The sequence below is a fragment of the Pannonibacter carbonis genome (genome assembly GCF_003012935.1).
GTDB lineage: Bacteria > Pseudomonadota > Alphaproteobacteria > Rhizobiales > Stappiaceae > Pannonibacter > Pannonibacter carbonis.
In genome coordinates, this window is the sequence record NZ_PUDR01000018.1 from 1 (window position 1) to 24,076 (window position 24,076).

Annotated in this window: 19 protein-coding genes; 15 read left to right on the top strand and 4 right to left on the bottom strand. The window is 58.0% G+C overall.

Annotation, left to right across the window (positions count from 1 at the left end):
* Positions 1 to 269: 269 nt before the first annotated feature.
* Positions 270 to 581 carry a hypothetical protein gene (locus C8348_RS22055; RefSeq protein WP_157950476.1) on the bottom strand — a complete coding sequence of 104 codons (312 nt, stop codon included), beginning with the start codon at positions 579 to 581 and terminating at the stop codon, positions 270 to 272.
* A gap of 142 nt (positions 582 to 723) precedes the next feature.
* On the opposite strand from C8348_RS22055, the gene C8348_RS19350 reads away from it, so the two are divergent.
* From C8348_RS19350 to C8348_RS19385, 9 genes are all read left to right on the top strand, one after another.
* Positions 724 to 2,856 carry a tetratricopeptide repeat protein gene (locus C8348_RS19350; RefSeq protein WP_106754953.1) on the top strand — a complete coding sequence of 711 codons (2,133 nt, stop codon included), beginning with the start codon at positions 724 to 726 and terminating at the stop codon, positions 2,854 to 2,856.
* 428 nt (positions 2,857 to 3,284) lie between these two features.
* Entirely contained in the window at positions 3,285 to 4,655 is a 1,371-nt protein-coding gene (locus C8348_RS19355) for a phage major capsid protein (protein WP_106754954.1), read from the top strand.
* 353 nt (positions 4,656 to 5,008) lie between these two features.
* Positions 5,009 to 6,316 carry a UDP-glucose dehydrogenase family protein gene (locus C8348_RS19360; protein WP_106754955.1) on the top strand — a complete coding sequence of 436 codons (1,308 nt, stop codon included), beginning with the start codon at positions 5,009 to 5,011 and terminating at the stop codon, positions 6,314 to 6,316.
* Positions 6,313 to 7,314, top strand: a complete 1,002-nt coding sequence (locus C8348_RS19365; protein ID WP_106754956.1) for an NAD-dependent epimerase/dehydratase family protein — start codon at positions 6,313 to 6,315, stop codon at positions 7,312 to 7,314. The genes C8348_RS19360 and C8348_RS19365 overlap by 4 nt, the downstream gene beginning before the upstream one ends.
* Before the next feature lie 125 nt (positions 7,315 to 7,439).
* Positions 7,440 to 8,573 (top strand): glycosyltransferase, encoded by a 1,134-nt coding sequence (locus C8348_RS19370; RefSeq protein WP_198647152.1) that lies wholly within the window; start codon positions 7,440 to 7,442, stop codon positions 8,571 to 8,573.
* 64 nt (positions 8,574 to 8,637) lie between these two features.
* Positions 8,638 to 9,984: a hypothetical protein gene (locus tag C8348_RS22060; protein WP_157950477.1), complete on the top strand. Its 1,347-nt coding sequence runs from the start codon at positions 8,638 to 8,640 to the stop codon at positions 9,982 to 9,984.
* 9 nt (positions 9,985 to 9,993) lie between these two features.
* Positions 9,994 to 11,253, top strand: coding sequence for a lipopolysaccharide biosynthesis protein (locus C8348_RS19375; protein ID WP_106754957.1), 1,260 nt, complete (start codon positions 9,994 to 9,996; stop codon positions 11,251 to 11,253).
* 29 nt (positions 11,254 to 11,282) lie between these two features.
* Positions 11,283 to 12,347, top strand: a complete 1,065-nt coding sequence (locus tag C8348_RS19380; protein WP_106754958.1) for a polysaccharide pyruvyl transferase family protein — start codon at positions 11,283 to 11,285, stop codon at positions 12,345 to 12,347.
* A gap of 9 nt (positions 12,348 to 12,356) precedes the next feature.
* Positions 12,357 to 13,601, top strand: a complete 1,245-nt coding sequence (locus tag C8348_RS19385) for a glycosyltransferase family 4 protein (protein ID WP_106754959.1) — start codon at positions 12,357 to 12,359, stop codon at positions 13,599 to 13,601.
* Between the two features lie 136 nt (positions 13,602 to 13,737).
* Here the strand turns inward: C8348_RS19385 and C8348_RS19390 are convergent, their stop codons facing one another.
* Positions 13,738 to 14,769: an NAD-dependent epimerase/dehydratase family protein gene (locus C8348_RS19390; protein ID WP_106754960.1), complete on the bottom strand. Its 1,032-nt coding sequence runs from the start codon at positions 14,767 to 14,769 to the stop codon at positions 13,738 to 13,740.
* A gap of 329 nt (positions 14,770 to 15,098) precedes the next feature.
* Here C8348_RS19390 and C8348_RS19395 point away from each other — a divergent pair, with 329 nt between their 5' ends.
* A complete protein-coding gene (locus C8348_RS19395) occupies positions 15,099 to 15,725 on the top strand; it encodes a transglutaminase-like cysteine peptidase (protein ID WP_106754961.1) in 627 nt (208 codons plus the stop codon).
* Between the two features lie 274 nt (positions 15,726 to 15,999).
* Here the strand turns inward: C8348_RS19395 and C8348_RS22200 are convergent, their stop codons facing one another.
* The gene (locus tag C8348_RS22200; protein WP_198647156.1) at positions 16,000 to 16,278 is read right to left on the bottom strand and encodes a hypothetical protein; all 279 of its coding nucleotides are present in this window, start codon (positions 16,276 to 16,278) and stop codon (positions 16,000 to 16,002) included.
* On the opposite strand from C8348_RS22200, the gene galU reads away from it, so the two are divergent.
* Positions 16,181 to 17,071: a UTP--glucose-1-phosphate uridylyltransferase GalU gene (gene galU / locus C8348_RS19400; protein ID WP_106754962.1), complete on the top strand. Its 891-nt coding sequence runs from the start codon at positions 16,181 to 16,183 to the stop codon at positions 17,069 to 17,071. The two genes, C8348_RS22200 and galU, sit on opposite strands and share 98 nt — an antisense overlap.
* Positions 17,072 to 17,566: 495 nt before the next feature.
* Here the strand turns inward: galU and C8348_RS19410 are convergent, their stop codons facing one another.
* Positions 17,567 to 17,977 carry a hypothetical protein gene (locus C8348_RS19410; RefSeq protein WP_106754964.1) on the bottom strand — a complete coding sequence of 137 codons (411 nt, stop codon included), beginning with the start codon at positions 17,975 to 17,977 and terminating at the stop codon, positions 17,567 to 17,569.
* A gap of 412 nt (positions 17,978 to 18,389) precedes the next feature.
* Here C8348_RS19410 and C8348_RS19415 point away from each other — a divergent pair, with 412 nt between their 5' ends.
* The 4 genes from C8348_RS19415 to C8348_RS19430 all read left to right on the top strand — a co-directional run bounded on the left by C8348_RS19415 (position 18,390) and on the right by C8348_RS19430 (position 23,552).
* The gene (locus C8348_RS19415) at positions 18,390 to 19,037 is read left to right on the top strand and encodes a hypothetical protein (protein WP_157950478.1); all 648 of its coding nucleotides are present in this window, start codon (positions 18,390 to 18,392) and stop codon (positions 19,035 to 19,037) included.
* 34 nt (positions 19,038 to 19,071) lie between these two features.
* Positions 19,072 to 20,523, top strand: coding sequence for an O-antigen ligase family protein (locus tag C8348_RS19420; protein ID WP_157950479.1), 1,452 nt, complete (start codon positions 19,072 to 19,074; stop codon positions 20,521 to 20,523).
* Complete coding sequence (locus tag C8348_RS19425; RefSeq protein WP_106754967.1) at positions 20,520 to 21,320, top strand: metallophosphoesterase; 801 nt, start codon at positions 20,520 to 20,522, stop codon at positions 21,318 to 21,320. Before C8348_RS19420 ends, C8348_RS19425 begins: the two co-directional genes overlap by 4 nt.
* A gap of 96 nt (positions 21,321 to 21,416) precedes the next feature.
* Positions 21,417 to 23,552, top strand: coding sequence for a GumC family protein (locus tag C8348_RS19430; protein ID WP_106754968.1), 2,136 nt, complete (start codon positions 21,417 to 21,419; stop codon positions 23,550 to 23,552).
* Positions 23,553 to 24,076 lie beyond the last annotated feature (524 nt).

Here is a 24,076-nt window from a genome sequence, read left to right on the forward strand (position 1 = left end):
ACGGCCTCCAGCGCCACGCGGGCCTTGAACCCAGCATCATGGTTCCTGCGTTTCTTCATGTCCTGATCTCCTCGTTCTTGGAGACCAGCAGACGTCAGATCGTAGCTTCCGTCACTGTCCGATTTTCTGGGGGTAGCTTACCCTGCCCCCAAGGCGGATCCTTACCGTTGAGCCTGTATCAAGGCTTTCTGGCCAGACGCATGCAGGCCGGGAGTTAGACAGGCCCGGACGCAGGCAGGCCGTACGCAGGCAGGCCATACGCAGGCAGGTCAGGACGCAGGCAGGCAAATCTGCGCTTGCGATGCGGGCGCACATGCTCCGCCAACACCACCAAACCATAAATCTTGAGAACGCCGCTGATATATTGGCGATCGGGCATAGCTCTGCATCCGCCTTACAGGCGTCGAAGACGTTTGCGTCAGAGCACAAGCAGAACGTCCAACGGTTTCATGTTGGCAGCGCCAGAACGCCCTCGAACTTCTGCCGGTTGAAATGACACCAATTGAAAACAGCATGACGGCTTCGAGAAAGTCAAGAATAGCGGCCATTTGAACATGAAACCATACTGCCGCCTCGATCATGACAGATCACCGACACAATCGGACAGTAGTACCATCCAATGTTGCGTCGCGGGTTGACCTCGTCATCTGAGGCGCTAGGATGAGCTGAATTCGAATTCACCTTTGATACGCTGAACTGTCATTTTTGAAGAAGGAATTGACTATGACGATTGCATCCCGTCTCTCCCCTTTCCCAAAACTGCAGTCGCAGTCAGGCGCCTCACGCAGTCTGAGCCTGGCCCTTAGCCGGAGCCTGCTCATCACCACCGCGCTGCTGCTTGTCCCGCCTGGCATTGCAACGGCAGAGGAGGCGCAGAAGCCGGCGAGTATCAGTGAGTTGCGCCAGATTGTCCGCGACGGCGGCGCAGATGACGCGATCCAGTCCGCACTGGCGCAGATCAAGGCCCGAGCCGAGGCCGGCGACAAGGATGCGCTTCATGCGATGGGCGACTTCTATTCACGCGGCAACGCCGTGCCGCAGGACCCGAAGTCGGCAATCGAGTTCCTGACAAAGGCAGTGGAAGCCGGCAACGTCTGGAGCAACGTCCGTCTCGGTGAGATCCACCGTGACGGCATCGGCGTCGACAAGGACCTCGCCAAGGCCTTCCAGTATTTCCAGGCAGCCGCCGAGGCTGGCAACACCTCGGGCAAGATCGCCGTCGCCCGCGCCCTGATCAGCGGACTGGGCACCGAGGCCAATCCTGACCAGGGCATAACCCTGCTGACCGAAGTCGCCGAGACCGGTGATCGGGGCGCACTTTACACGCTTGGCAATCTCTACACCCGTGGTGGGCCAATCCCCGTTGATGGCACCAAGGCAACCGAATTCCTCACCAAGGCCGCAGAAGCCGGAAACACCAGCGGCTACGTCCGCCTTGGTGAAATCTACCGCGATGGCATTGGTGTCGACAAGGACCTTGCCAAGGCCTTCGCCTTTTTCCAGGCTGCCGCCGATGCCGGACATACAAGCAGCATGATCGATGTCGCCCGCGCGCTAATCAGTGGTCAGGGCACCGACGCCAATCCGGACCAAGGCATTGCTCTCTTGACCGAACTGGCCGACTCTGGCGATCGCAGCGCACTTTATACCTTGGGTGACCTTTACACCCGTGGTGGTCCTGTTGCCGTCGACGGCGGCAAGGCCGTCGAATATCTCACGAAATCTGCCGAGGCCGGAAACAGTGGAGCCTATACGCGCCTCGGCGAGATCCACCGTGACGGCATCGGCGTTCCGGTCGATCCGGCCAAATCACTCGTCTACTTCCGTGAGGCCGAAAGCGCCGGCTCCTCAAGCGCCAGCCTGCGCCTGGCGGAAGCAGCTCTTTGGGGCTTTGGAGAGCCCCAGGATGTCGAAAAGGGTCTTGGCCTGCTGCGCGCGGCGGCAGACGCAGGTGATGTATCGGCGATGCTGTCCCTGTCAGATGTCCTGCTGCGCGGCGAACTGGTGGCGCCGGATGCGCCTGAAGGTCTGCGCCTCCTCCAGGCGGCAGCTGACAAGGGCAATGTGACCGCCCTTCTGCGCCTTGGGTCAGCCTATAGGTCTGGTACCGGCGTGCCGAAGAACCCACAAAAGGCGCTGGCTGCCTATGAAAAGGCGGCAGCCGCCGGCAACAACGGTGCGTTTCTGGACCTTGCACGCGGCCATATGAATGGCGACTTTGGACGCAGGTCCAGTCAGAAGGAAGCTCTGGCCTATGCCCGCAAGGCGCAGGAACTCGGCAGCTCTGGGGCAGCAGTCCTCCTCGCCGACTGGGCGCTGTACGGCAAGGGCCAGACGCGAAATGTCCGCGCGGCGCTCGCGAGCCTGGAGACCGCGGCCAAGGCTGGCAATGCCGATGCCGCCCGCCGGCTGATCGGCCTCTACCGCAGTGGCGCCGGCAAGGCCCTCAGCGCCAGTCCGGCCAAGGCGAGGGCAGCCCTTGCCGCCTATGCCCCGCTGCTGAGCCCGGCGCAACGAACCCAGGAAGAGCTGTTGCTCCTCGGCACATCGGCCCGCACCCGCGCCGAGTTCGAGGCCCTAGCCAAGGCCTTCAAGGCCGCGCCTCAAACAGCCCGCATCAACTTGCTGACCACTTTGCGCCGGTCCAATGCCAACGCCTTTGTCTATCTGGTGCAGGACGAACTGAAGACGCGCGGGCTCTACAAGGGCGCACTGAGCGGTCTGCTGACCAGCGACACAATCCGCGCTGTTACGGCACTGTGTGACAGCGGCCCCTCAGGCGACCGCTGCCGCAAGGGCCCGCTCTCGGGCGACGCTGCCCGCCTGATCGCCGTCCGCGTCGCCACAGGCGCCTGACAATCCTCCCACCCGGTCCGGCAGGCACGATATGCCGGCACGAGTGGCAGAGCGAGTGGCAGACCTGGTGCCTAAGCGCGGACTTGAGCGGGTACCTGACAGCTGGCCCGATGCCGCATGCGCGCCCTCACCCGGACGTCATCCCGGGCGCAGCGCAGCGAAGACCCGGGACCGGAGAGCCCAGGGCTTTCAAGCACTTGGTCAGCCAACCCCGGCTGATCACTGCCTGATCTCGACCCAAAGCCCGCTTGCCGGATGTGTCCAGACGTTCGGACCGGTTCAGCAGTTCAGCGGCGCATTCCCCGTCGCGCGAAACCTGTGCAGCGCGTCAATCACAATCCCTGACTGCAAACTTATCCCCGGTCTGCCGTGCTGTGAGACACTCTTGCTGTTCCCGTTTTCCGGGAACGGCAACAGGAGTGTCATGAATGAGTGAACCGAACACGCCACAGGATGGCCTTCTCGAATATGGTGCCCCCGTCGGCGGACTGGAACTGCGAGCCGATGCGGACGACCACCACGCGCCCTATCGCAGGCCGGGCATGCCCTTTCTGGAAACCAAGGCCTATATGCAGCCTGCCTTCGCTGAGGCCCGCCCCGACCCGCAGGTGGAAGGCCTGGCCCGGGTGCTGGACGAGCACCGGCGCAGCTTCGAGGAGTTCAAGCAGGCCAATGACCAGCAGCTTCTGGAGCTGAAATCCCTGCGCGGCCCCGATGTTCTCACCGAAGACAAGCTGAAGCGCGTTGAACGGCGCATGGACGATCTGGCCTTGACCGTGCGGCGCATGCACCTCCACGGCGGCGAACCTTACGATGACCCGGACAAGATCGAGCTGAAAAGTGCGATTGACAATTACGTCCGCCGCGGCCGTACCGATGGCTTCCATGCGCTGGAGACACGCGGCATGTCCGTCGGATCGGAAGCCGATGGTGGCTATCTCGTCCATCCGGACATGGAAAAGGCGCTGTTTGCGCGGCTGCGCAAGGACACGCCAATCCGTGCCTTGGCCAGTCAGCTGACCATTTCGACGGGACTGTACAAACGCCCCTTCGTGATCAGTGGCGCAGGCGCCGGCTGGGTGGCGGAAACCCAGGTCCGGCCGACCACATCCAGCCCGCAGATCGCTGAACTGAACTTCCCGACGCATGAACTGTATGCCTGTCCGGTTGCGACCAAGCAACTGCTCGATGACGGCATCATCGACATCGAGGCCTGGCTGGCCGTGGAGCTCTATTCGGCCTTTTGCGCCCAGGAGGCGACCGCCTTTATCACCGGCAATGGCACATCACAGCCGAAAGGAATTTTATCCTATCCGCAAGTCAACCCGGAAACGGCGGGCTTTGGCGAAGTCGGCACGCTGGTGACCGGGGCAAATGGTGGCTTCAAGCAGGATGCCCCGATCGATTGCCTGATGGATCTGGTGCATTCGCTGCCGGCCGTCTATCGCAAGAACGGTACCTTCCTGATGAACCGCATGACGCTGAGCGCCGTGCGGCGGCTGAAGACGGAGAGCGGCGACTACCTCTACCAGACCCGGATGTCCAACAAGCTGGAAGAGACGCTGATGGGCTTTCCGCTGGTCGAATGCGACGACATGCCGGGAATCAGCCCGGGCAGCACCGCAATCGCCTTTGCCGATTTCCAGCGGGCCTATCTCATCATTGACCGCCAGGGCGTCCAGATCCTGCGCGATCCCTATTCTGCCAAGCCCTACATCACCTTCTATGCCACCATGCGCGTCGGCGGCGGCATTGCCGATTTCAACGCCATCCGCCTGTTGAAATTCGCGGCCAGCTGAGCGCAGAAACGCACTGAAAATGCTGAGGTCCGGCCCGTCCTGCGATGGGCCGGACTAGCCCCGGCACACCATCACCGGCCTGGTGACCATGCCCATGGCTTAACCTTGATGACACGTTAAGCGGCCCTTGCCTCTCCCGGCGGCAACGGCGAATTGAAACCGACATTAAACTCGGGTAACAACAAGTCATGTGGCCTGCTGCGCTGCAAACAAGCGCGCAGATCATCCGGAATGTTGACAGGGCACCTCGTCGCGCCAGCAGATTGGTTGGTACCGGCTGCTGGTAGCAGGATATCGTCCCTGACACACCGATTGCTATTGTACAGTTCTATTCGCCTGGTCGGGATTTTGACATGAAGATTGCGATGATCGGCTCCGGTTATGTGGGCCTGGTTTCTGGTGCCTGCCTTGCCGATTTCGGCCATGAGGTGAGTTGCGTCGACAAGGCCGTTGACAAGATCGAGGCGCTGAAGCGCGGCGAGATCCCGATCTTCGAGCCGGGCCTGGACCAGCTGGTCGCCACCAACGTCAAGGCCGGGCGCCTGTCCTTCACCACCGATCTCGCCGGCCCCGTGGGCGAGGCCGATGTGGTGTTCATCGCCGTCGGCACCCCGTCGCGGCGCGGCGATGGCCATGCGGATCTGTCCTATGTCTATGGCTGCGCCCGCGAGATCGCGGCGGCCGTGAAGGGCTTCACCGTCGTCGTCACCAAGTCGACCGTGCCGGTCGGCACCGGCGACGAGGTTGAGCGCATCATCCGCGACACCAACCCGGATGCCGATGTGGTCGTCGTCTCCAACCCGGAATTCCTGCGCGAGGGCGCGGCCATCGGCGATTTCAAGCGTCCGGACCGCATCGTCATCGGCATCGAGGACGAGCGCGCCCGCGAGCCGATGACCGAGGTTTACCGCCCGCTCTATCTCAACCAGGCCCCCCTGCTCTTCACCGCCCGGCGCACGTCTGAGCTGATCAAATATGCCGGCAATGCCTTCCTCGCCATGAAGATCACCTTCATCAACGAGATGGCGGACCTGTGCGAGCGCGTCGGCGCCGATGTGCAGGACGTGGCGCGCGGCATCGGCCTTGACGGCCGCATCGGCTCGAAGTTCCTGCATGCAGGCCCCGGCTATGGCGGCTCGTGCTTCCCGAAGGACACGCTGGCCCTCGTCAAGACCGCGCAGGACCATGACAGCCCTGTGCGCCTGATCGAGACGACAGTCGCGATCAACGACCAGCGCAAGCGCGCCATGGCGCGCAAGGTGGTGGCGGCTGTCGGCGGTGACCTGCGCGGCAAGACGATCGCCATTCTCGGCCTCACCTTCAAGCCGAACACCGACGACATGCGCGAGGCCCCCTCGCTGTCGATCATCCAGGCCTTGCTGGATGGCGGTGCCACCGTGCGCGGCTATGATCCGGAGGGGATGGAGGCGGCGAAGGGCCTGCTCGACACCATGACCTACACCAAGGACGCCTATGACTGCGCCTCGGGCGCGGATGCCCTCGTCATCGTCACCGAGTGGGATGCCTTCCGCGCCCTCGACTTCCCGCGCCTCAAGACCGTGATGAAAGCCCCGGTCCTCGTCGACCTGCGCAATGTCTACAAGGCCGGCGACGTCACCCGGCACGGGTTTGCCTATGCGAGCGTGGGACGGGTGGCATGACGCAGACAAGCGCCACCCTAGACACCTCGACATCCGCCTCCGCGACAATTGTCGTTTTCGGAGGCAGCGGTTTCATTGGCAGCCACCTTATCCGGACACTACAAGCACGGGGCGCCGACAAAATTGTCAGCGTTGACCGACGTGCGCCGAAGACCCGGATCAACGACGTCACTTACATCGATGCCGATGTACGCGATCTCAGCGCATTCGACGTCTCTGGGCCTGTCTCAACGATCTACAATCTGGCTGCCGTTCATACGACGCCAGGGCATCCGACACACGAGTACTTCGAGACAAACATCGCTGGTGCCTCTCAGATCACCGCATTTGCGCGGCGCAAGGGGGTGCGTGAGGTCGTCTTCACCAGTTCGATTTCTGTCTATGGCCCAGGCGAGGAAACAAAAAGCGAGAGTTCTGTTCCTGCACCTGAATCAGCCTATGGCTGGTCAAAATGGCTGGCCGAGGGCATTCACCGAGACTGGCTGGCCGAAGCGTCGGACCGACGCCTCGTCATCTGCCGCCCGGCGGTGATTTTCGGCCCCGGCGAAGGCGGCAACTTTACCCGGCTCGCCAAACTGATGAAGAAGGGGCTTTTCGTCTATCCGGGACGCAAGGACACCATCAAGGCTTGCTTCTATGTCGACGACCTCGTCGATTCACTTCTATATGCTAAGGACCTCGGTCGGCCTTACGTGCTGTTCAACGGGTGCTACTCTGATCGTTATACGCTGGAACAGATCGTCGATACCTTCAGGTCTCAGCATTTTCCCAAGGTCCGGACTTTCATGATCCCTCTTTGGGTGGTTTTGGGCGCTGCCAAGGCGCTACGCCCCTTTTCGATGCTCGGGCTTGGAATCCACCCGGACAGGGTCATGAAACTCGTTCGCTCGACGGACATCGTCCCGAACTGGCTGGAGGCGGAAGGCAAGTCAGCACCTGGGCGCCTTCCCTCCGCCTTCGAGCGATGGTCAACTGGATCTGACGGGGCGTTTATCTGAGCCCATTTTCGGCGCATCCGACAAACTCAAAGGATGCGCAGCTAACTTAAAAATATTTTTTCATCAGTGGCATACATCGATAAAGCTTGAGTTTCTCAAGTCGTGTTCGCCGGGAGGTCCGCATCATGTCGCTCGCGCTGGGAATGTCACTGTCCATTACATTGGTTTGCGCGATACTAGTCATCTATCCCTATCTGATCTACCCAGTGCTTCTGCGGTCAGTAAAGACGCGTCCTGTCGCCGCTAGCGAAGGGAATAAAGTATCAGCCACGCTTGTCTTTTGTGCCTTTAACGAGGCGAAGGCAATGCCTGACAAGATCGCCAACATCGCATTGCTCAAGGCACGGCATCCTGATCTCGAAGTCCTTGCCTTCGATGACGGTTCGGCCGACAGCACGTATGACCAGCTAGCCGCGCATCCCGAACTCCTCACGGTCGTCCGGGGGGGAGGACGCAACGGCAAGGCCCATGGTATGAAGTTGTTGGCTGCCAGGGCGCAGGGTGAAATCATGATTTTCACCGATGCGAACGTGACTCTCAAGGAAGATGCGATCGACCGGCTGATGGCTTATTACGCTGACCCGCAGGTTGGAGGTGTGTGTGGCTCGCTCCACTACATGGGCGAAGACAGTTCGGCCACGGCTGCAGTGGGTTCGCTTTATTGGCGGCTCGAGGAATATCTCAAGAAGGAAGAATCTCGCACCGGAAATGTCATGGGGGCAGATGGGTCGATCTTCTCCCTGCGCCGCAAGCTCTACCCGAGCTTTCCCGACACGGTACTCGACGACCTGACCGTTTCGATGGCAGCCGTCTTCTCCGGACATCGGCTGATCAAGGCAGAAGACGTGATTGCCTATGAGGGCCTGGTTGCCAAGCGTGGCGAGGAATTCGCCCGAAAAGTACGTATCGCAGCCCGTGCCTTCCACACCCATCTGTTTCTATCGCCTCAGTTGCGCCAGATGACGCTGCTCGACAAGTTCAAATATGGCTCCCGCAAGATGGTGCGCTGGTTCGGTGCCGTTTTCCTGACGATCGGAGCACTGTCTGCAGCAATGGCCGCCGCACTCATCTCGCCCATTCTCCTGGCCTTAGGCCTCGGAACGGCATTCGCGCTAATCCTCCTAGGACTGCGAGCCGAGAAAGGCCCGCTCGCTTCGATCATGGAAATCGTCATCGCGCTCTACGCGACACTGCTCGGAGTATTCCGCGCTTTGCGCGGCCAGACATTTGCCGTCTGGAACCCGGCAAAATCTCGGTGAATAGTTAGCATTCCGCCCGGGCAACTATAAATTTTGATGCAATATAACAACCATGGAGGCAGACTTGATCATTGCTTTAGCAATCATTCAGTCCACTCTTGCCGCAACTCTTTTTCTGAGAAACCCAACTAACATCGCCGCAATCATTTCATTCTTGACTTCAATATTTTTCATTTTCCCTGCGGTGCTATTTCTTGAAGGCGGAATAATGATTTCGTACTCATGGCGCAATTTTGAGCGCTTTAGTGACATCCTAACTTCATCAGAGATCAATGAATATGCATATGCCTTGTGCGTAGCTGTGTCATTGCTGTTTACGATTGGCGCCACATTAGCTCAATACAGAAGTCAACGCGCAAGCCCCACTAACGACACGCCGACGCATATGATTGCCGGCTTTAAATCAGTTTCCAAGAGACGTATTTCTACTGCATACATCCTGCTTTTTTCAATATGGCTTCTTGGGGCAATATACTATTACTATTTATCCGGATTCTCAATTAGTAAGTTCCTCCTTCCAATTGTTGATAGGAATGCAGAAAAGGCGCCGGGCTATATCAAATTATTTTATTTAGCAATACCCCCAGTTCTGTATGCTCTAGCTTATTGGCGCAACGGTCGCATTGGCAGTCTCAGTCTATTTTCAATAGCAATCTGCGCAGTGTCCGTTTTCTCATCACATCAGCGGCGAGAAGCTGTGACCATGTTGCTATTCATTTCATTTCTACCAATATTAGTTGAACGTACCTTGCTTGGGCTTAAGTCTGCCTCCCTTGATGAGCGGAAGTCTCTGGCGGCGAAAAGTGCCCGCGGCGCGAGAGCTAAGGCATTTTTGTTTCTTTCAACCGGCCTCGCGCTGGTACCACTCCTATGGTACACACGCGTGAATCTTACTGCGGCAAGTGAAGGAAATACGAATTTTTCCGCGATAGATCACAGATCGATCCTGGACGTTGTATTTGGAAGTCCAGCAACAGGCTTTCCTACACTACTAACAATATCAAAATACGTTGATTCCGTCGGAATTAATCCATTTTACCTATTCGAGTTTATCATTGCAGCCCCTATTCCTCGGACCTTGTGGACAAACAAACCAATCGATCTCGACAGTTCATTGCAGAATTACTATGCTCTAATGGAGAATCCGTCTAGCTTTTGGATCGGCGAACTATACTACATGCAAGGAATCAGCTCTGTTTTATTTGCATCACTGCTTGGGTACGGAATGTTTCGCATTCATTTCATACTATCTCGATCACTAAATTTGTATCATAGGACATTAGCCACATTAATTCTCATGCAGTCACTAACCCTTTTCAAAAATGGTTTTGCAGTAACTGCCCTTAATCTAATCTTTATTGGTGGTCTTCTCACAATTAGTTGGAAGTTTTGCCTCACTCGAACAAAGTAGGTTAGCTCGATGATCGGCAATTTAGGATTAAAGCTAAGAACACTGGCAGGTCGACCGATTACTAGCGCGCTTAAGCGAAGCGCCGCCGGGCAACTACTCCTAGTTGTCCTATCGCCTCTACTTGCCCGGCTGTACACACCTGAAGACTTCGGCACATATGGGCTCTATTCTAATGTTCTGGGAGTACTAGTAGTTGTGGCATCAATGCGCCTAGAGTTAGCGATTCCAAGTGCGCAGTCAAACCGCGACGCTACGCTATACGTAATGTTTAGCTTGCTTTCCAGCTTAATTTTTTCAGTTTTATTTATCATAGCTCTTTCAATTTATTCATGCGTATTTACGATTTACAGAACCGATATACTTTATTATGGGTGGGTAATTCCGCTCTCAATTTTAGTTTCTGGACCAGCTAATTGCTTAATTGCATGGTCATTACACCATAGACAGAGCCGATCTGTCGGAAAGATATTTTTACTCCAAAGCATTCAAACTGCAACAATACAAGTAATTTCGCCTCTATTTGTTAATGGCCCAATCGGTCTATTGATAAGTTTAACTTTCGGACCAGCGGGTGGCTTGTTCCACGCCGGGACAATGTGGGTGAAACGCCTACGCAGAATAGATCTTTCCATTGATCTCATGAGGAATACATTCCTAAAAATTTGGCATTTCCCTGTGTACGCGGTTCCCGCATCATTGATTGCGAGAATGGCAGTCCATGCACCAGTACCGATCCTATTCGGTTTGTATGGCGCAGAATTTGCCGGCTTGGTAATTCTCGCGCAACGCGTAATCGGACTACCCACCGCACTCTTCGGGCGTGTCGCTGCGAGCTTTTTTCAACAATACCTCGGTAATTCACTAAAGAAAAAACATGACGCGACAAAGGGAATTTTAGGCATTACTTTTTTATTGGGTTCCATTGGCGGGATCACAATGATAGTTACTATCATATTTGCTCCTGATTTTTTTTCCCTCACTTTCGGAACCAGTTGGCGATCCGCTGGGGAAGCCGCCCAGATTCTTGCTCCCATGTATTGCATGCAGCTTGTCGCTGCACCTTTGTCCCAGGCCCAAATAATCGCCCATCGAATGTCGGGCCAGATTAAGGTTGAAATTATTCGTCTACTAATCGTTTGTCTCTCGATCTTCGTGCCCAACTATTTTGAATATAGCCCCTACTACGTTCTTGGTACATACAGCATTGGAATGACACTCGTCTACGCCTTGTATGTCTTGGCGGCATTCCGAAGTGCCCGTACACTTTGACGCCTAACTCAGAAAAAAGGTGGTTCTCAATGAAAGTCGTCGTTCACGGTTCCTACTTTGGGTATAATTTTGGCGACACGCTACTATGTCGAATATTCTCTGACTGGGCGCGCTCTGTTGACGGGGTTGACGAGGTTATACTTCCTTTGGCCGACGCGGCGAACCGAAAGTACATCGGCGGTGACAAGAGTGGCTTTCTCCGCGCCCTATCAGCCGACCGAGCGATTTTCTGCGGCGGGGGCTATTTCTCAGCACCGAACGCGAGCCGCGCCTGGCAGATTCGCGCCTTCTGGCGACACTTGGCGCTAGCAGAGGCTCTTCAGATGCGAGGCGTGCCGATCGCTTTACTCGGTGTCGGCGTGGGGCCACTTCACGGCAAGTTGCTCAAGGCTCGCGTCGTCCGACTTTTCGAGTATGCGAAGATCGTGGTCGTTCGCGACGAACAATCGAGGCAATACCTCACCGACTTGGGTTTGAAGCGTGATGTACTCGTGCGGACTGATGCCGCTTTGAGCATGGATCTGTCGCGGTTTGACCTTGCGTCTTGCAATTTGCTGTCGAAGACTGACCCATCTTTTCGCCGGTTGCTGGTTCACACAACGGCGACCCCCGATGCGCGCGAACTTGCGATTGTTTCTTATGCCGCGAAGTGGGCAGACGGAAAGAGAGATGTACAGCTTATTCTCGGCACCGACAGCAGACCACGAAGGGCGCGCGTGGTTTGGCCAAGCGACCTTATGGAGACACTGAATAAATCAAAGACACTCGTTTATAAGTATCCTGGCGACGTTGATAACCTGATCAGCCTACTCAGCAGCGTCGACGGCATCGTTACGACGAAGCTGCACGTCGGCATTGTCGGCTCTGTCCTTGAAAAATTCGTAGTTTCGGTTCCGCATCATACGAAGACACCCAGATTTTATAGTCAGATCAATCTGGAGCAGAATTGCGTCCCGCCGCACGCTCAATGGGAAGCACCGTTGCAATCTTTGCTTGACGACTGGTACTCGGGATCTACCCTTGACTTCTCAGCTCTACGCAATGTGAGGATGAAGAGCGATTATCTACCATTCATTTCTGCGTTTATCCATTGAGGTTTCAGAATGGTAAATGATGCACGTCCGCTTCGAATTAGCTACATCTTTCCACAATTTCCTGTTGCAACACAGACGTTTGCTGCCTCTGACATCAATGAACTCGCCGCAAACGGACACGCAGTTACTGTCTATTGTATAAAGCCCCTGGACAAAGCAACGGTAGAGGCTCTGAAAAGCATACCGGTCTCTCCTTCTATTACTGTTCTTAGACCGTCGAGGAAGTTGCCTATCCGAGCGGTCTTTCAGGCGCTATATAGTATCCCTGCAGTCGTCGCTGTTCTTTGTGTAATATTTAGAAATTTCATACATCACCCAAAACTTGCGATCGAATGCCTTTTCTGCGTCCCGCGAGTAGTAGAAATTGCGACCGACATAGAAGATAAGAAATTTGATATTGTCCATAGTTTCTGGGGGCGTCACCCTAGTCTCGTCTTGGCTTATCTACGAAGGCTACGCGGGGATAGAACGTATCCCGTATTATCTTCTTTTGCAGGGGCATATGATCTAGTTGCCGACGATTTCTTAGTCGACCTTGGCCTGAATACTGCTGACGTTCTATTTACGCATGCAGAAACTAATAAAAAATTCTTTTACCTAAAATCAAAACCAGAAGTCCATGTAGTGTACCGAGGCATTCCTCTTTTGCTCGATCAGTCAGTTCCTCCAAAACGCGACCCGTTCACGATTATCACGGCGTCTGCGTTAACCGAGGACAAGAATGTTATAGGCGTAATCGATTCGTTTGCCCGCGCCCACAATGTCGAGCCCCGTTTGAGGCTTGTAGTATGTGGTTCAGGTCCAGACGAACCGCGATTAAGGGCGTATGTTTCCTCAATCGGACTTGAAGAATCAATATGCTTCACCGGCTATATACCGCGGGAAATACTTTTCAGTACCATGCAAGCCTCAAGGGCCTTTCTGTTTCTCTCGTTCAAAAAATCCGAAAGGCTTCCGAATGTCGTGAAAGAGGCGATGTTGGCCGGATGCTTCGTTATTTCCTCGCGAACTGAAGGGATTGAAGAACTTCTCTACTCCGAAGACGTCGGCCGCATCGTCAACTATCAAGACGCGGATGGCATCCACTCGGCCATATCCTTCGCGATAGCTGAGAGCGAGGAGGCCGCTAAACGTCGTCGCGAGGAGGCGAGGAACTACATCATTGAGAAATTTTCAACTGCAGGCACAATGGCATCTTACGTTTCTACTTGGCGCAGGGCGCTAGCCAAACGCGGTAACCCCCACGCGAATTAATAGGCTTCAAAAGTATAAGTTTTCCAGTCGTTATGCTCGAGGAGACTCTAATGCGATGTTTCATATCTATCTTCCATAAAGTTACATAGCATAAGATTCTTTACAGATTGAAGTCCGTTGGCATGCTGACTGTTCTTTAGGCATCAGGAAAAGCTGACGTAGGATAGAATGCTCGGTACCACTCCACAAACCGCGCCACGCCCTCTTCTACTGTCGTCGCCGGGCGGAAGCCGGTGAGGTGTTCGAGGAGGCTGGTGTCGGCCCAGGTGGCGGGAACATCGCCCGGCTGCATCGGCAACAGGTTGCGGATCGCCTTGCGGCCCGTGGCGGCCTCGATGGCGGCGATGTAGTCGGTGAGCTGAACCGGCGCCGAATTGCCGATGTTGACAATGCGCCAGGGCGCAACCGGCGACAGGCTGTCGCCCTCCGGCACGCCCTCCCCGTCCAGGGGGCGCTGCGGCAGCGCGTCGATCAGCAGCCGGATGCCCAGGACCAGATCCTCGACATAGGTGAAGTCGCGGCGCATGTCGCCGTGATTGTAGACGTCGATCGGCTCGCCTGCGAGGATCGCCTTGGTGAACTTGAACAGCGCCATGTCCGGCCGGCCCCAGGGGCCATAAACCGTGAAGAAGCGGAACAGCGTCGTCGGCAGGCCATAGAGATGGGCATAGGAATGGCTCATCACCTCGCAGGCCTTCTTCGTCGCCGCGTAGAAGGACATCTGGTGGTCGGCCTTGGCTGTCTCGACATAGGGCATCGTCGTGTTGGCGCCATAGGCCGACGAGGTCGAGGCGATCAAGAGGTGCTGCGGCGGGGTGGCCCTCGCCGCTTCCAGCAGCTCGAACGTGCCGGCAATGTTGCTGTCGAGGTAGGAGCGCGGCGCCTCGATCGAGTAGCGCACGCCGGCCTGCGCCGCCAGGTGGATGACCACATCCGGCTTTTCGCGGGCGAGGAGATCCACCAGATAGCCCGGCGTCTCGACCCGTTCGTTGAGCGCACGGAAGTTCGGGCTCTGCAGCAGCATCTGGTGCCGCCGTTCCTTTAGGCGCACATCGTAGTAATCGGTCATGGCATCAAGGCCGATCACCTCGAACCCGTCCGCAATCAGCCGCTTGCACAGATAATAGCCGATGAAGCCGGCCGACCCGGTAACCAGTGCCTTGCGCATAAATCCTCAATCTCCGAAAAAAATATTCCTTTGGCTTGCATGTTATTGCAGGCACATGGGCAAAAAACGCATTGCAGCAATAGCACTTTCGCGGGCGCAGCCCAAGCTGAATCCACCCCGCCCCGGCTTGGCGAGAAGACTGTAAGCACGTCCCGCTCTCCCCCTCGCCGCAACAAAAACGCAGATCGGTAAAATTGTATTTTCCCACTTAAACGGGCTGCAGGTGTTGGGCTGCTAGACCAATCCCAGGATGAGGGAAAGATCCGGGATGCAAGGCGGCAGGGGGTCGCGGCGCCGGGATCAGACCCTGGACAACAGGGAGTGGGGTTATGAAGACCTTCTTGATCGCAGCTGCCACCGGTGCCTTGATGCTGGCCAGTGGCCTTGCAACCGATGCCAACGCCGGCTGGTTCGGCAATACGCGCGCCCTTGGCGAGCCGGAGCTGTTCCAGCCCGAGGTCTCGCGCAGCCCGCAGACTTACAAGCCGCGCGGCAACCCCGAGACATTCACGGCCACAAGCGCCCCGCGCGCCTATATGATCTTCTGCCTGCGCAATCCGGGCGAATGCCGGCCGGCCCAGAGCAGCGACACGGTGGCCTATAGCCCGCAGCTTGTTGCCAAGCTCAACCGCGTCAACAACGAGGTCAATCGCTCGATCCGCTGGACCGGTGACCAAGGCGACGTCTGGCGCATTGGCGGCCAGACCGGCGACTGCGAGGACTTCGCCCTGACCAAGCGCAGCAAGCTGATCAAGCTCGGCGTTCCGGCCGGATCCCTGCGCATGGCCGTGGTCCGCACCTCCAAGGGCGAAGGACACGCCGTTCTGGTGGTCAAGACCAGCAAGGGCGACCTGGTTCTCGACAACATCAAGAAAACCATCGTCTCACGGCAGCAGACCGACTACCGCTGGATCGCCATGGCCAGCTCCAATCCGGCGGCCTGGAAGAAGCTCTGATCCTGACGCCGCCCCGCCCTGCTTCCGGCCGTGCCGTTCCCGCCTGGGACCGCACGGTCCTTGGGCGACGCCCCGGCCTGCGCACTCTCCGGTGTGCTCGCAGCCAGCCTCGAGCCCAGTCCTGAAAGCCCTTTCCGGTGACCAGACCGGCCAGACCGGTTGTCACACCGGCGGCAGCGCCTGGCCAGGCTGGCCGCGGGGGCGTGCACCTTGCAAGCTGCCCGTATGGTCAAAGAGCTGCGGACCGGCGCTTCCTTACCGCGATTTTCGGCTGTCAGGCGCCTTGCGAAACGCAGGCGGTTTCTGTCATGCTCCTGATGGGCAATTCGGCTACAAGCCGTTCAGTTGCTTCATTTTTCGCAAAAGATGTGGGCAGATATCTCGATACAGCGCCGTGCACGGCGAAGCCATCGGCCTGCCCTTTTTTGAACCATTTAATCCAGGAGACAGAAGTTATGGTCAGGCCAATCCGCAAGGCAATTCTGCCGGTCGCAGGTCTGGGGACACGGTTCTTGCCCGCCACCAAGGCGGTGCCGAAAGAAATGCTGACCATCGTTGATCGCCCGATCATCCAGCATGTGGTGGATGAGGCGCGCGAAGCCGGCATCGAACACATTGTCTTCGTCACCGGCCGCAACAAGCAGGTCATCGAAGACCATTTCGACATGGCCTATGAGCTGGAAGACACCCTGCGCCGCCGCAACAAGACCGCCGCCCTCGAGCTGCTCAACTCCATGCGCCCGCATGCCGGTGCCACCAGCTTCACGCGCCAGCAGGAGCCGCTTGGTCTTGGCCATGCCATCTGGTGCGCCCGCGATATCATCGGCGACGAGCCCTTCGCGATCCTCTTGCCGGACGTCATCGTCAAGTCTGAGAAGAGCTGCCTTGCCCAGATGGTCGACGTCTATAACCAGACCGGCGGCAACATCATCGCCGTCGAGGAAGTGCCGGAAGACCAGACGCACCAATATGGCATCGTCAAGCTGGCCGAGGGCCCGCGCAAGGCCGCCATGCCGATCACCGGCATGGTCGAGAAGCCGGCCCCGGGCACCGCGCCGTCGAACCTGATGATCACCGGCCGCTACATCCTGCAGCCTGAGATCTTCGGCCTGCTGTCGCGCCAGGACAAGGGCGCGGGCGGCGAGATCCAGCTGACCGACAGCATGATCAAGCTGATGGACGTCCAGCCCTTCACCTCGCTTGCTTTCGAGGGCCGCTCCTATGACTGCGGCTCGAAGATCGGCTTCCTCGCCGCCAACCTCGCCTTCGGCCTCGACCAGCCGGATCTGGCCGCCGACTTGCTGCCGATGCTGCAGGACGTAATCAAGGCCAAGACCGGCGCGTGAGGACGCGGCCCTTGCCTTCGCAGAAGCCAGCAGTCTAGACAGTTCGGGCCGGGCTGGCACAACGGCCCGGCACTATGGTTCAGCGCAACGGTTCGGCGCATCAAGGCGGACTGCCTTCGGGCACGCTATTCAATCTTCTGCGGAGGAAGTCGCCATCATCGCTGCCATGGCGCCTACGCGACAGCCGGCCAGCCCTATGCGCGAGAGGCTGGATGCAGATCTGTTTCTGCCTCCTCAGCCCGTAAAGGTCCGGCCCCCGATTGTCGATAAAGCCTCTGTGATCAACCCGGATAAGAGCGAAGCGGTGATCCGGTACCTGAGAACCACGGCCAAGGCGGCAAACACGGATTGAGAGATCGCGATCTCGCCTCTCCGGCCCCGAAACGAGCAGACGACCATCCCGGACGACACCGGTGAGGACAGGGTTTGGCAACAAAAAAGCCCGCAAGCTGCGGGCTTTCTGTATTCTTGGCTCTATTGCGCGCTGATCAAGGATCAGTTCGCGCTGCCAGCGTCCGGACCGTCCAGCGCATCATCGCCAGCTGCGGCCGTCACGACGTCGGCAGCACCGCCACCGCCAGCGATCGAGTCGGCAAGGGCGGCAATCTGTTCAGCCTGGGCTGCATCCGGGGAGGCAGCAGCCGCCGCACGCAGACCGGCAGCAATGTTGGCACCTGCGCCCCGAATTTCGGCCAGCGAGGCAGCCAGTTCAGCAATGACAGCAGCGCGCTGCGCAGCCGGAACACGCGCCAGATAGGCGGTGACCAGCGGAGCGCAGGGGGTGCCTGCAGCGCAAGCAGCAACGACAGACGCGACGCTCAGGTTCTGTGCCTGTACGCCTGCGGGAACTGCCACTGACAGGGCAACTGCAGCGACAGCGACCTTGGCGATGTCAAAAATCTTCATCACACTCTCCAGCAATTCATATATCGAACAACAATGAGTCCAGTTCCCGCAGCTTTCCGCAGGGTCTCACGCAAATCTATGCCACATGCATCTAAGCTTGTCACTTCCTTTTAAGGATATCGTTAACCGAGCCGCTTGGGCAAATTGCCGTTGCGGCTCCAACCGTGTCGCAACGACGCCACAGGCCCCCCCTATCAGGCAAAAGTGTTCTGCTTCCCCGTTTGCCAGCTTGAGTTTCCGTCCGGTTTCCGGCATCGGATGATCCCAATGAAAAGTTTGCCCCGACATGGCCGGTTGGTGGCGCCACATGTTGACGTTCCGAAGCGGAACACACCATAAATTTGGGATCAGCCCTTTGGGATCAAACTTCCAAACTCATTCCGCGAGACCACAGGTGGCGAGGGCCTTCTCCTTGACCGTGATCCTGCTTGGAGCGATTGTCGCGGCACTCGGCGGCATTCTCCTGTATACCGAGGCATCGATTTTCCTCAAAAGCGCCGGGGGGCGCAACGAGCGCTTGTCTCCGTTGCTGTCAGGCACCTATGCGACCGGGCTATCGGGCTTTTCCAACCGGATCCTGATGCTGGACTGCGATGAGGCCTTGAACTCGACCTTCGGCAAGCTGCAGCCGGCTGAAACGCGGGTCGCCTATGCGCAAAACTGCCTAAAGGCCGCCGATGATGTCTTGAAGCGCCGCCCCTCCGATGGGCTTGCATATCTCGTCAAGGCCAATGCCTATCAGTATCTCGGTGACAGCCAGGCTATGGCCCGATCCCTGGTGCAGTCGCGGCACATGTCTCCGGGTGAAGGCTGGATCGCCGATGGACGCCTGCGCCTCGGGCTCCCGATCTATCCGGAATTGCCGGCAGACGCGGCGGCTGCCGTTACAGCCGATGTCGCCTTGCTGGCGTCGTCCCGGCGCAGTGCAGCCTGGCTGGCCCGCCTCTATCTGCGCAAGGACAAATCACCAGAGGTCTTGCTGAGCCTGGTCGACACCCTGCCAGACCGCTCGAAAGCAAATGTTCTTGCTGAAATCCGCGCTGCAACCCGTCTGCGCTGATCGCCCGGCTGTTCCTTCTCAGAAAGACCCCGACATGACGTCATCCTCGCCGGCCTCGCAGGACGATTTACTGGCCTCCGGACGCAGCAGCACCTCCCGCCTCAATGACCTGACGGGCCGCGCAGTCCTTCTTGTCCTGGCTCTGGCGCCTGTACCGCTTGGCAGCAACCGCCCGTTTTTCTGGTCCCTCTGGGCGCTGGTTCTGGGTCTTCTGTTGATCGCCTATGGTGCGGCACTTTACCGCAAGGGACTAAGGCTTCGCCTCCCTTTCACTGCGTTTCAGGGGCTTACATTCCTGTTCACACTGGTCTCATTCTGGATGGCCCTGCAGGTGCTGCCCATCGGCAAGATCCTGCCGCTGCCGGATATCCGGTCCACCACAGGAACCAGCTTTGCCTTCTCCAGCATCAGCTTGACCCCGGGTGACACGTTGCTCGCACTGTTGCGCTGGCTGAGCTATGGCGTGCTGTTTTTCCTGGCGCTGCAGGCCAGCGTGCGCAAACAGCGCGCCCGGCGCCTGACATGGTTCCTGCTGCTGTTCGTCGCGATCCAGGCGGCTTATGCGATTATTGCAATGCTTTACCTGGCCGATCAGGTCGTTCTGGTCGAGAAGACGCAATATCTGGGGGAAGCGACAGGCACCTTCGTCAACCGCAATTCACTGGCGACCTACCTGGGCTTCGGCTGTGTGCTGGCTCTGCTGCTGGCTCTGCCCGAGGTTGACGGACCACAAGACGCTCCCCGCAAACGGTCCCGCCGCGGCGGATTTTCGCTCGCCCTCACGTCAGACAATATCCTCGCCGGCGTTGCGCTCCTGATCATGCTTGCCGCATTGCTTGCAACCGGCTCCCGTATGGGACTTTTTGCCACATTCTGCGGCCTTGCCACCGCCTTGCTGGCCCGGCTGCCGGGCTGGCGGTCGCGTCTGACCGGTCTCGGCGTGATCGCCGTGGCTGGCGTCGGCTTCGTTGCCATCTATGGCGCCGGCACTCTGGAACGGCTAATCACCGTCGAGCGCGATTCTGAATCTCGCCTTTCGCTGTATCGCGACACCCTGGCCATGATCTCCGACCGGCCACTGCTCGGCTTCGGGGCACAGTCCTTTGAGTATGCATTCCCGCTTTACGATACGGACCCGGGCAACAGTGCCTACACCTATGACAAGGCACATTCCACCTATCTGACCCACTGGAGCGAACTGGGGCTGGTCTTCGGCAGCCTGCCGTTGATCCTTGTCCTGGTCATCGCAGTCACTCTTCTACGCGCCTTGTGGGTCTACGGGTTGCGGGAGGTCGAAATCTGCGCCGCCTTGGCCGTGATCGCGGTCGCCGCCGTCCACTCGCTCGTTGACTTCAGCCTAGAGATTGAAGCGGTGACCTTCCTGTTCGTCACGATCCTCGCAATCGGGTTTGCGACCGCCTATGAAGGCATTCAGAAACAGGGCCGCAGATCCTCCGGGTCAAGCAACGGGCAAGCCACAAAATGAGCGACTTTTTTAAAAGTCTTTTCCGGAGAACGACCGGCCAATCTGCTGCGCGCAACCGGATACGGTCGGCAGACAGGCGTCCGGATCTCCTTTATGTCATCGGCGACGTCCACGGTCGGCTGGATCTGCTGCAAGACCTTGAGAGCCAGATCGATGCGGACGCCCGCCGGCTAGGTCTGCCGCCGACAGTGGTCTATCTCGGGGATCTGGTTGACAGGGGCCCGGCTTCGGCGCAGCTGCTCGACCGGGCAACCGGGCCGGGACCTGAAGGCTGGACCCGGCATTTTCTGGCCGGAAATCATGAACTGATGATGCTCGGGTTCATGCAGAACCCGAAAGCCAATCTCGCCTGGCTCGACTTCGGCGGCATCGAGGCTCTCTATTCCTACGGGTTTCAACCCCCGGAAATCGAGCAGATCCGGCGCCACCCGGCAAAATCTGTCAATCTGCTGCGATCCTACGTGCCCGAGGATCATGTCACTTTTCTCGAGACCCTGGTGACCGGGCTCCTGTATCCGGGGCTCCTGCTGGTGCATGCCGGGATCCGGCCGGGCGTTCCGCTGCGGGAACAAAACGATCTCGACCTCACCCGCATCAAGGCCGATTTTCTCGACAGCACCGCCGATCACGGCGTGCTGGTCGTCCACGGCCACAGCATCGTTAAGACACCGGAGGTACGCCCGAACCGCATCGCCATCGACACCGGTGCCTATGCGACCGGCGTCCTGACCGCCCTGCGTCTGGCCGGCACTTCCCCCATGGCGTTTCTCCAGACAGGCGCTGGACGCAATCCCTAAGCTCAGCTATGTCATGCTTTGTATGAAAGTCTTCAATATTTTAGGTTGATGTCGTAGCGTGTTTTGCTGCGGATCCATTAGGAAAGTTGTTTGCTTATGGATGAGACAGAAATCGATTTCCGGCACCTTTTCGGAATTGTGCGCCGGCAGATTAAGCTGATTGTAGCGACCATCGCTCTCGTCCTTGCCATTGCAGTCGTCGCCGTCTTTTCAATTACGCCGATGTACAGCGGGACAACGCTCATTCTGGTGGACCCCAGCCGCAAGAATCTTCTGGATCCAAGCAATATCTCAGGCTCTTCTTCAACCGACAGCGCCCGCGTCGAAAGCGAGGTCGAGATTGTCGATTCCGACGCGGTTCTGCTCTCGGTGATTTCCGAAAAGGGCCTGATCACCGACCCTGAATTCGGCGTCAAACTCGGGTTGAGAGCCAAGATTCTTGCAGCGCTGCGCATTCGGGAGCTGACCTTGCCGACTGGCCAGGATGCGCTCGGCGTGGTGCTGTCACGCTTCAAAAGCAACATCACGGTTTCGCGTCGCGGCCTCACTTATTTGATCGCCGTCACCGTCCGGTCTGAAAACGCCGCCCGCGCGGCCGAACTCGCCAATGCAATTGCCGAGACCTACATCCGCAGCCAGATCGATTCCAAGATTTCGACAACGCGGGAATCCCGGGACATTATCCAGCGCCAGCTGATCGATGCGGAAAAGGCGGTTGTCCTCGCCGAGAAAGCCTTTGACGACTATATCTTCGGCAATGTGAATTCCTTTGTCACCGCCACCGGACGCTCCGATCTCGCCGATCTGCGCAACCGGATCAACGAGTTGACCTCTGAGCGCAGTTCGACAGAGAGCCGCGTAGCGGACTTGCGGCAAAAACTTCAGGGCAACGATTACCAGACGCTTGCGGCCGAACTCGAGAACGAGGCAGTGGCCGCCCTGAGCAAGCAACGGGCCGATCTGCAGCGGGCGCTTGGCGAGGCCGCCGCAGGCTCGGCGCGCGCGGTCAACCTGCGCCAGGAACTGGAGAAGATCGAACGCAATCTGGCCGTCGAAGCAGAAACCGCGCTGAGCGAGCTTCAGGCCTCGGTCGGCGACTACGACAAGCAGGCGAGCACGCTGCGCCGCGACCTCAACACCGCAATCCTTGGCAGCAATCTTCCGGCCGATACACTGGCGCAGATCTATCGCCTGCAGCAGATGGCACGCAACGCCGCCACGCAGTACCAGGCGCTTCTCGCCCGCTCGCAGACCCTTGAGACCGAAAGCGCACTGCAGATCGCCGACAGCCGCGTCGTCTCGCCGGCCTTTCCGCCAACTGGCCCGAGTTCACCAAAGGTCATGTTGATCCTTGCTGTAGCCGGTCTGTTCGCAGTCGGCGCCGGCTTCGCGCTTGCCTTCATCTTCGAGAACTTCATCGGTGGCTTCACCAGCGAAGAGCAAGTCCAGGCCATCACACGCCTGCCCCTGGCGACAGTCGTCCCGCGCCACTCGGCAACCACCGCCCAACACTCGGTTTCCGATGCGCTGATCGACAGTCCCTTGTCCATGTATGCGGAATCAATAAGACGTTTGCGTGCAACCATCGACAATACATTGCAGGCCAACATGCCGCCGCCCGTCGACGGGCGGCCGCGGCTTGGCTTTGTGATCATGATGTCCTCTGCCTTGCCGGGCGAGGGCAAGTCGACCATGTCTCTTTCGCTGGCCCGAACTCTGGCCCTCTCGGGTGCGAGTACCCTGATCATCGACTGCGACTTCCGCAAGCCGAGCATCCAGAGGCACCTGAACCTTGAACCGTCCAGCGGTCTGGTTGATTTCCTGGTCGGAGACATCGCCTCTGACGATCTGCTGCAGAGCATCGTCAAGACCGATGAGAAGACATCGCTGACCGCCATCGTCGGCGCGCGCCGGTCTGATGTTCCGACCGATCAACTTATCACCCAGGAGCGGTTCACTCGGCTCGTGCAGACGGCCCGCAGCCGGTTTGATTATGTGGTCCTAGACTCGCCACCCATCGAACCTGTCGTCGATGGCCTGTATCTCGCAAAATATGCAGATGTGATCACTTTCGTGATCCGCTGGGCAAAGACCCCGCAGCGGCTTTGCGTGCATTCCCTGCAGCGGCTTGCACAGACCAAAGCCGAGCATTGCCGCATCATGACGCTGCTGAACCAGCAGGAAGGCAAGATCGGGTATTATTCGGCGTATTCGGACTACTACTCGGAGTAAGGCGACCGTCAAATTCCCGAGCCATTAAGACCAGGCTCGGGAAACCGCTTGACGCAGATGCATTGCGCTCAAGGCGCCCTGCCCCTCGGAAACCTGACTGGTATGCTAAACGCCCCACCAAGAGACCAGCATTGCTGATTGCCGCCCGCCGGGCGCACCAAGCCGCGATTGCCTCAGCGCATTAAGCCGCGAAATCCGCAGCGTTCTTGAACATCATTTGCTCACATTTCTGTTTGCAGTGCCACATACGCCGTGTTAGGAAATGCCTAACTAAAAATGTAAAATTCTAAACAAAATTGAAACTTCTTCTTTCGGCGTGCTGCGTACCGGGACCGAAGCTTTTTACCCGTGGCCCGGAGTTGCAACCAAATTTTTTCGGGGCTGGTCATGGTGCACGAGTATTTTGATCGTGGGCGCGAACCTCGCGCGAATCGTCGCGGTGTTCGCCGCATTTCTTTTTTCTCCAGGTCTCTCGCCGAGCGCAACCTTGCCGCTGATCGGCATATTGGGCCAATGAGCCTTGG

Coding starts and splice junctions, on each gene's coding strand:
- C8348_RS19360 (WP_106754955.1), top strand. CDS start 5,009: ATGAAGATTGCGATGATCGGCTCCGGTTATGTGGGCCTGGTTTCTGGT.
- galU (WP_106754962.1), top strand. CDS start 16,181: ATGGTCAGGCCAATCCGCAAGGCAATTCTGCCGGTCGCAGGTCTGGGG.
- C8348_RS19420 (WP_157950479.1), top strand. CDS start 19,072: ATGACGTCATCCTCGCCGGCCTCGCAGGACGATTTACTGGCCTCCGGA.
- C8348_RS22055 (WP_157950476.1), bottom strand. CDS start 581: ATGATCGAGGCGGCAGTATGGTTTCATGTTCAAATGGCCGCTATTCTT.
- C8348_RS19425 (WP_106754967.1), top strand. CDS start 20,520: ATGAGCGACTTTTTTAAAAGTCTTTTCCGGAGAACGACCGGCCAATCT.
- C8348_RS19375 (WP_106754957.1), top strand. CDS start 9,994: ATGATCGGCAATTTAGGATTAAAGCTAAGAACACTGGCAGGTCGACCG.
- C8348_RS19380 (WP_106754958.1), top strand. CDS start 11,283: ATGAAAGTCGTCGTTCACGGTTCCTACTTTGGGTATAATTTTGGCGAC.
- C8348_RS19355 (WP_106754954.1), top strand. CDS start 3,285: ATGAGTGAACCGAACACGCCACAGGATGGCCTTCTCGAATATGGTGCC.
- C8348_RS19385 (WP_106754959.1), top strand. CDS start 12,357: ATGGTAAATGATGCACGTCCGCTTCGAATTAGCTACATCTTTCCACAA.
- C8348_RS19395 (WP_106754961.1), top strand. CDS start 15,099: ATGAAGACCTTCTTGATCGCAGCTGCCACCGGTGCCTTGATGCTGGCC.
- C8348_RS19370 (WP_198647152.1), top strand. CDS start 7,440: ATGTCGCTCGCGCTGGGAATGTCACTGTCCATTACATTGGTTTGCGCG.
- C8348_RS19365 (WP_106754956.1), top strand. CDS start 6,313: ATGACGCAGACAAGCGCCACCCTAGACACCTCGACATCCGCCTCCGCG.
- C8348_RS19390 (WP_106754960.1), bottom strand. CDS start 14,769: ATGCGCAAGGCACTGGTTACCGGGTCGGCCGGCTTCATCGGCTATTAT.
- C8348_RS22200 (WP_198647156.1), bottom strand. CDS start 16,278: ATGGTCAGCATTTCTTTCGGCACCGCCTTGGTGGCGGGCAAGAACCGT.
- C8348_RS19410 (WP_106754964.1), bottom strand. CDS start 17,977: ATGAAGATTTTTGACATCGCCAAGGTCGCTGTCGCTGCAGTTGCCCTG.
- C8348_RS19350 (WP_106754953.1), top strand. CDS start 724: ATGACGATTGCATCCCGTCTCTCCCCTTTCCCAAAACTGCAGTCGCAG.
- C8348_RS19430 (WP_106754968.1), top strand. CDS start 21,417: ATGGATGAGACAGAAATCGATTTCCGGCACCTTTTCGGAATTGTGCGC.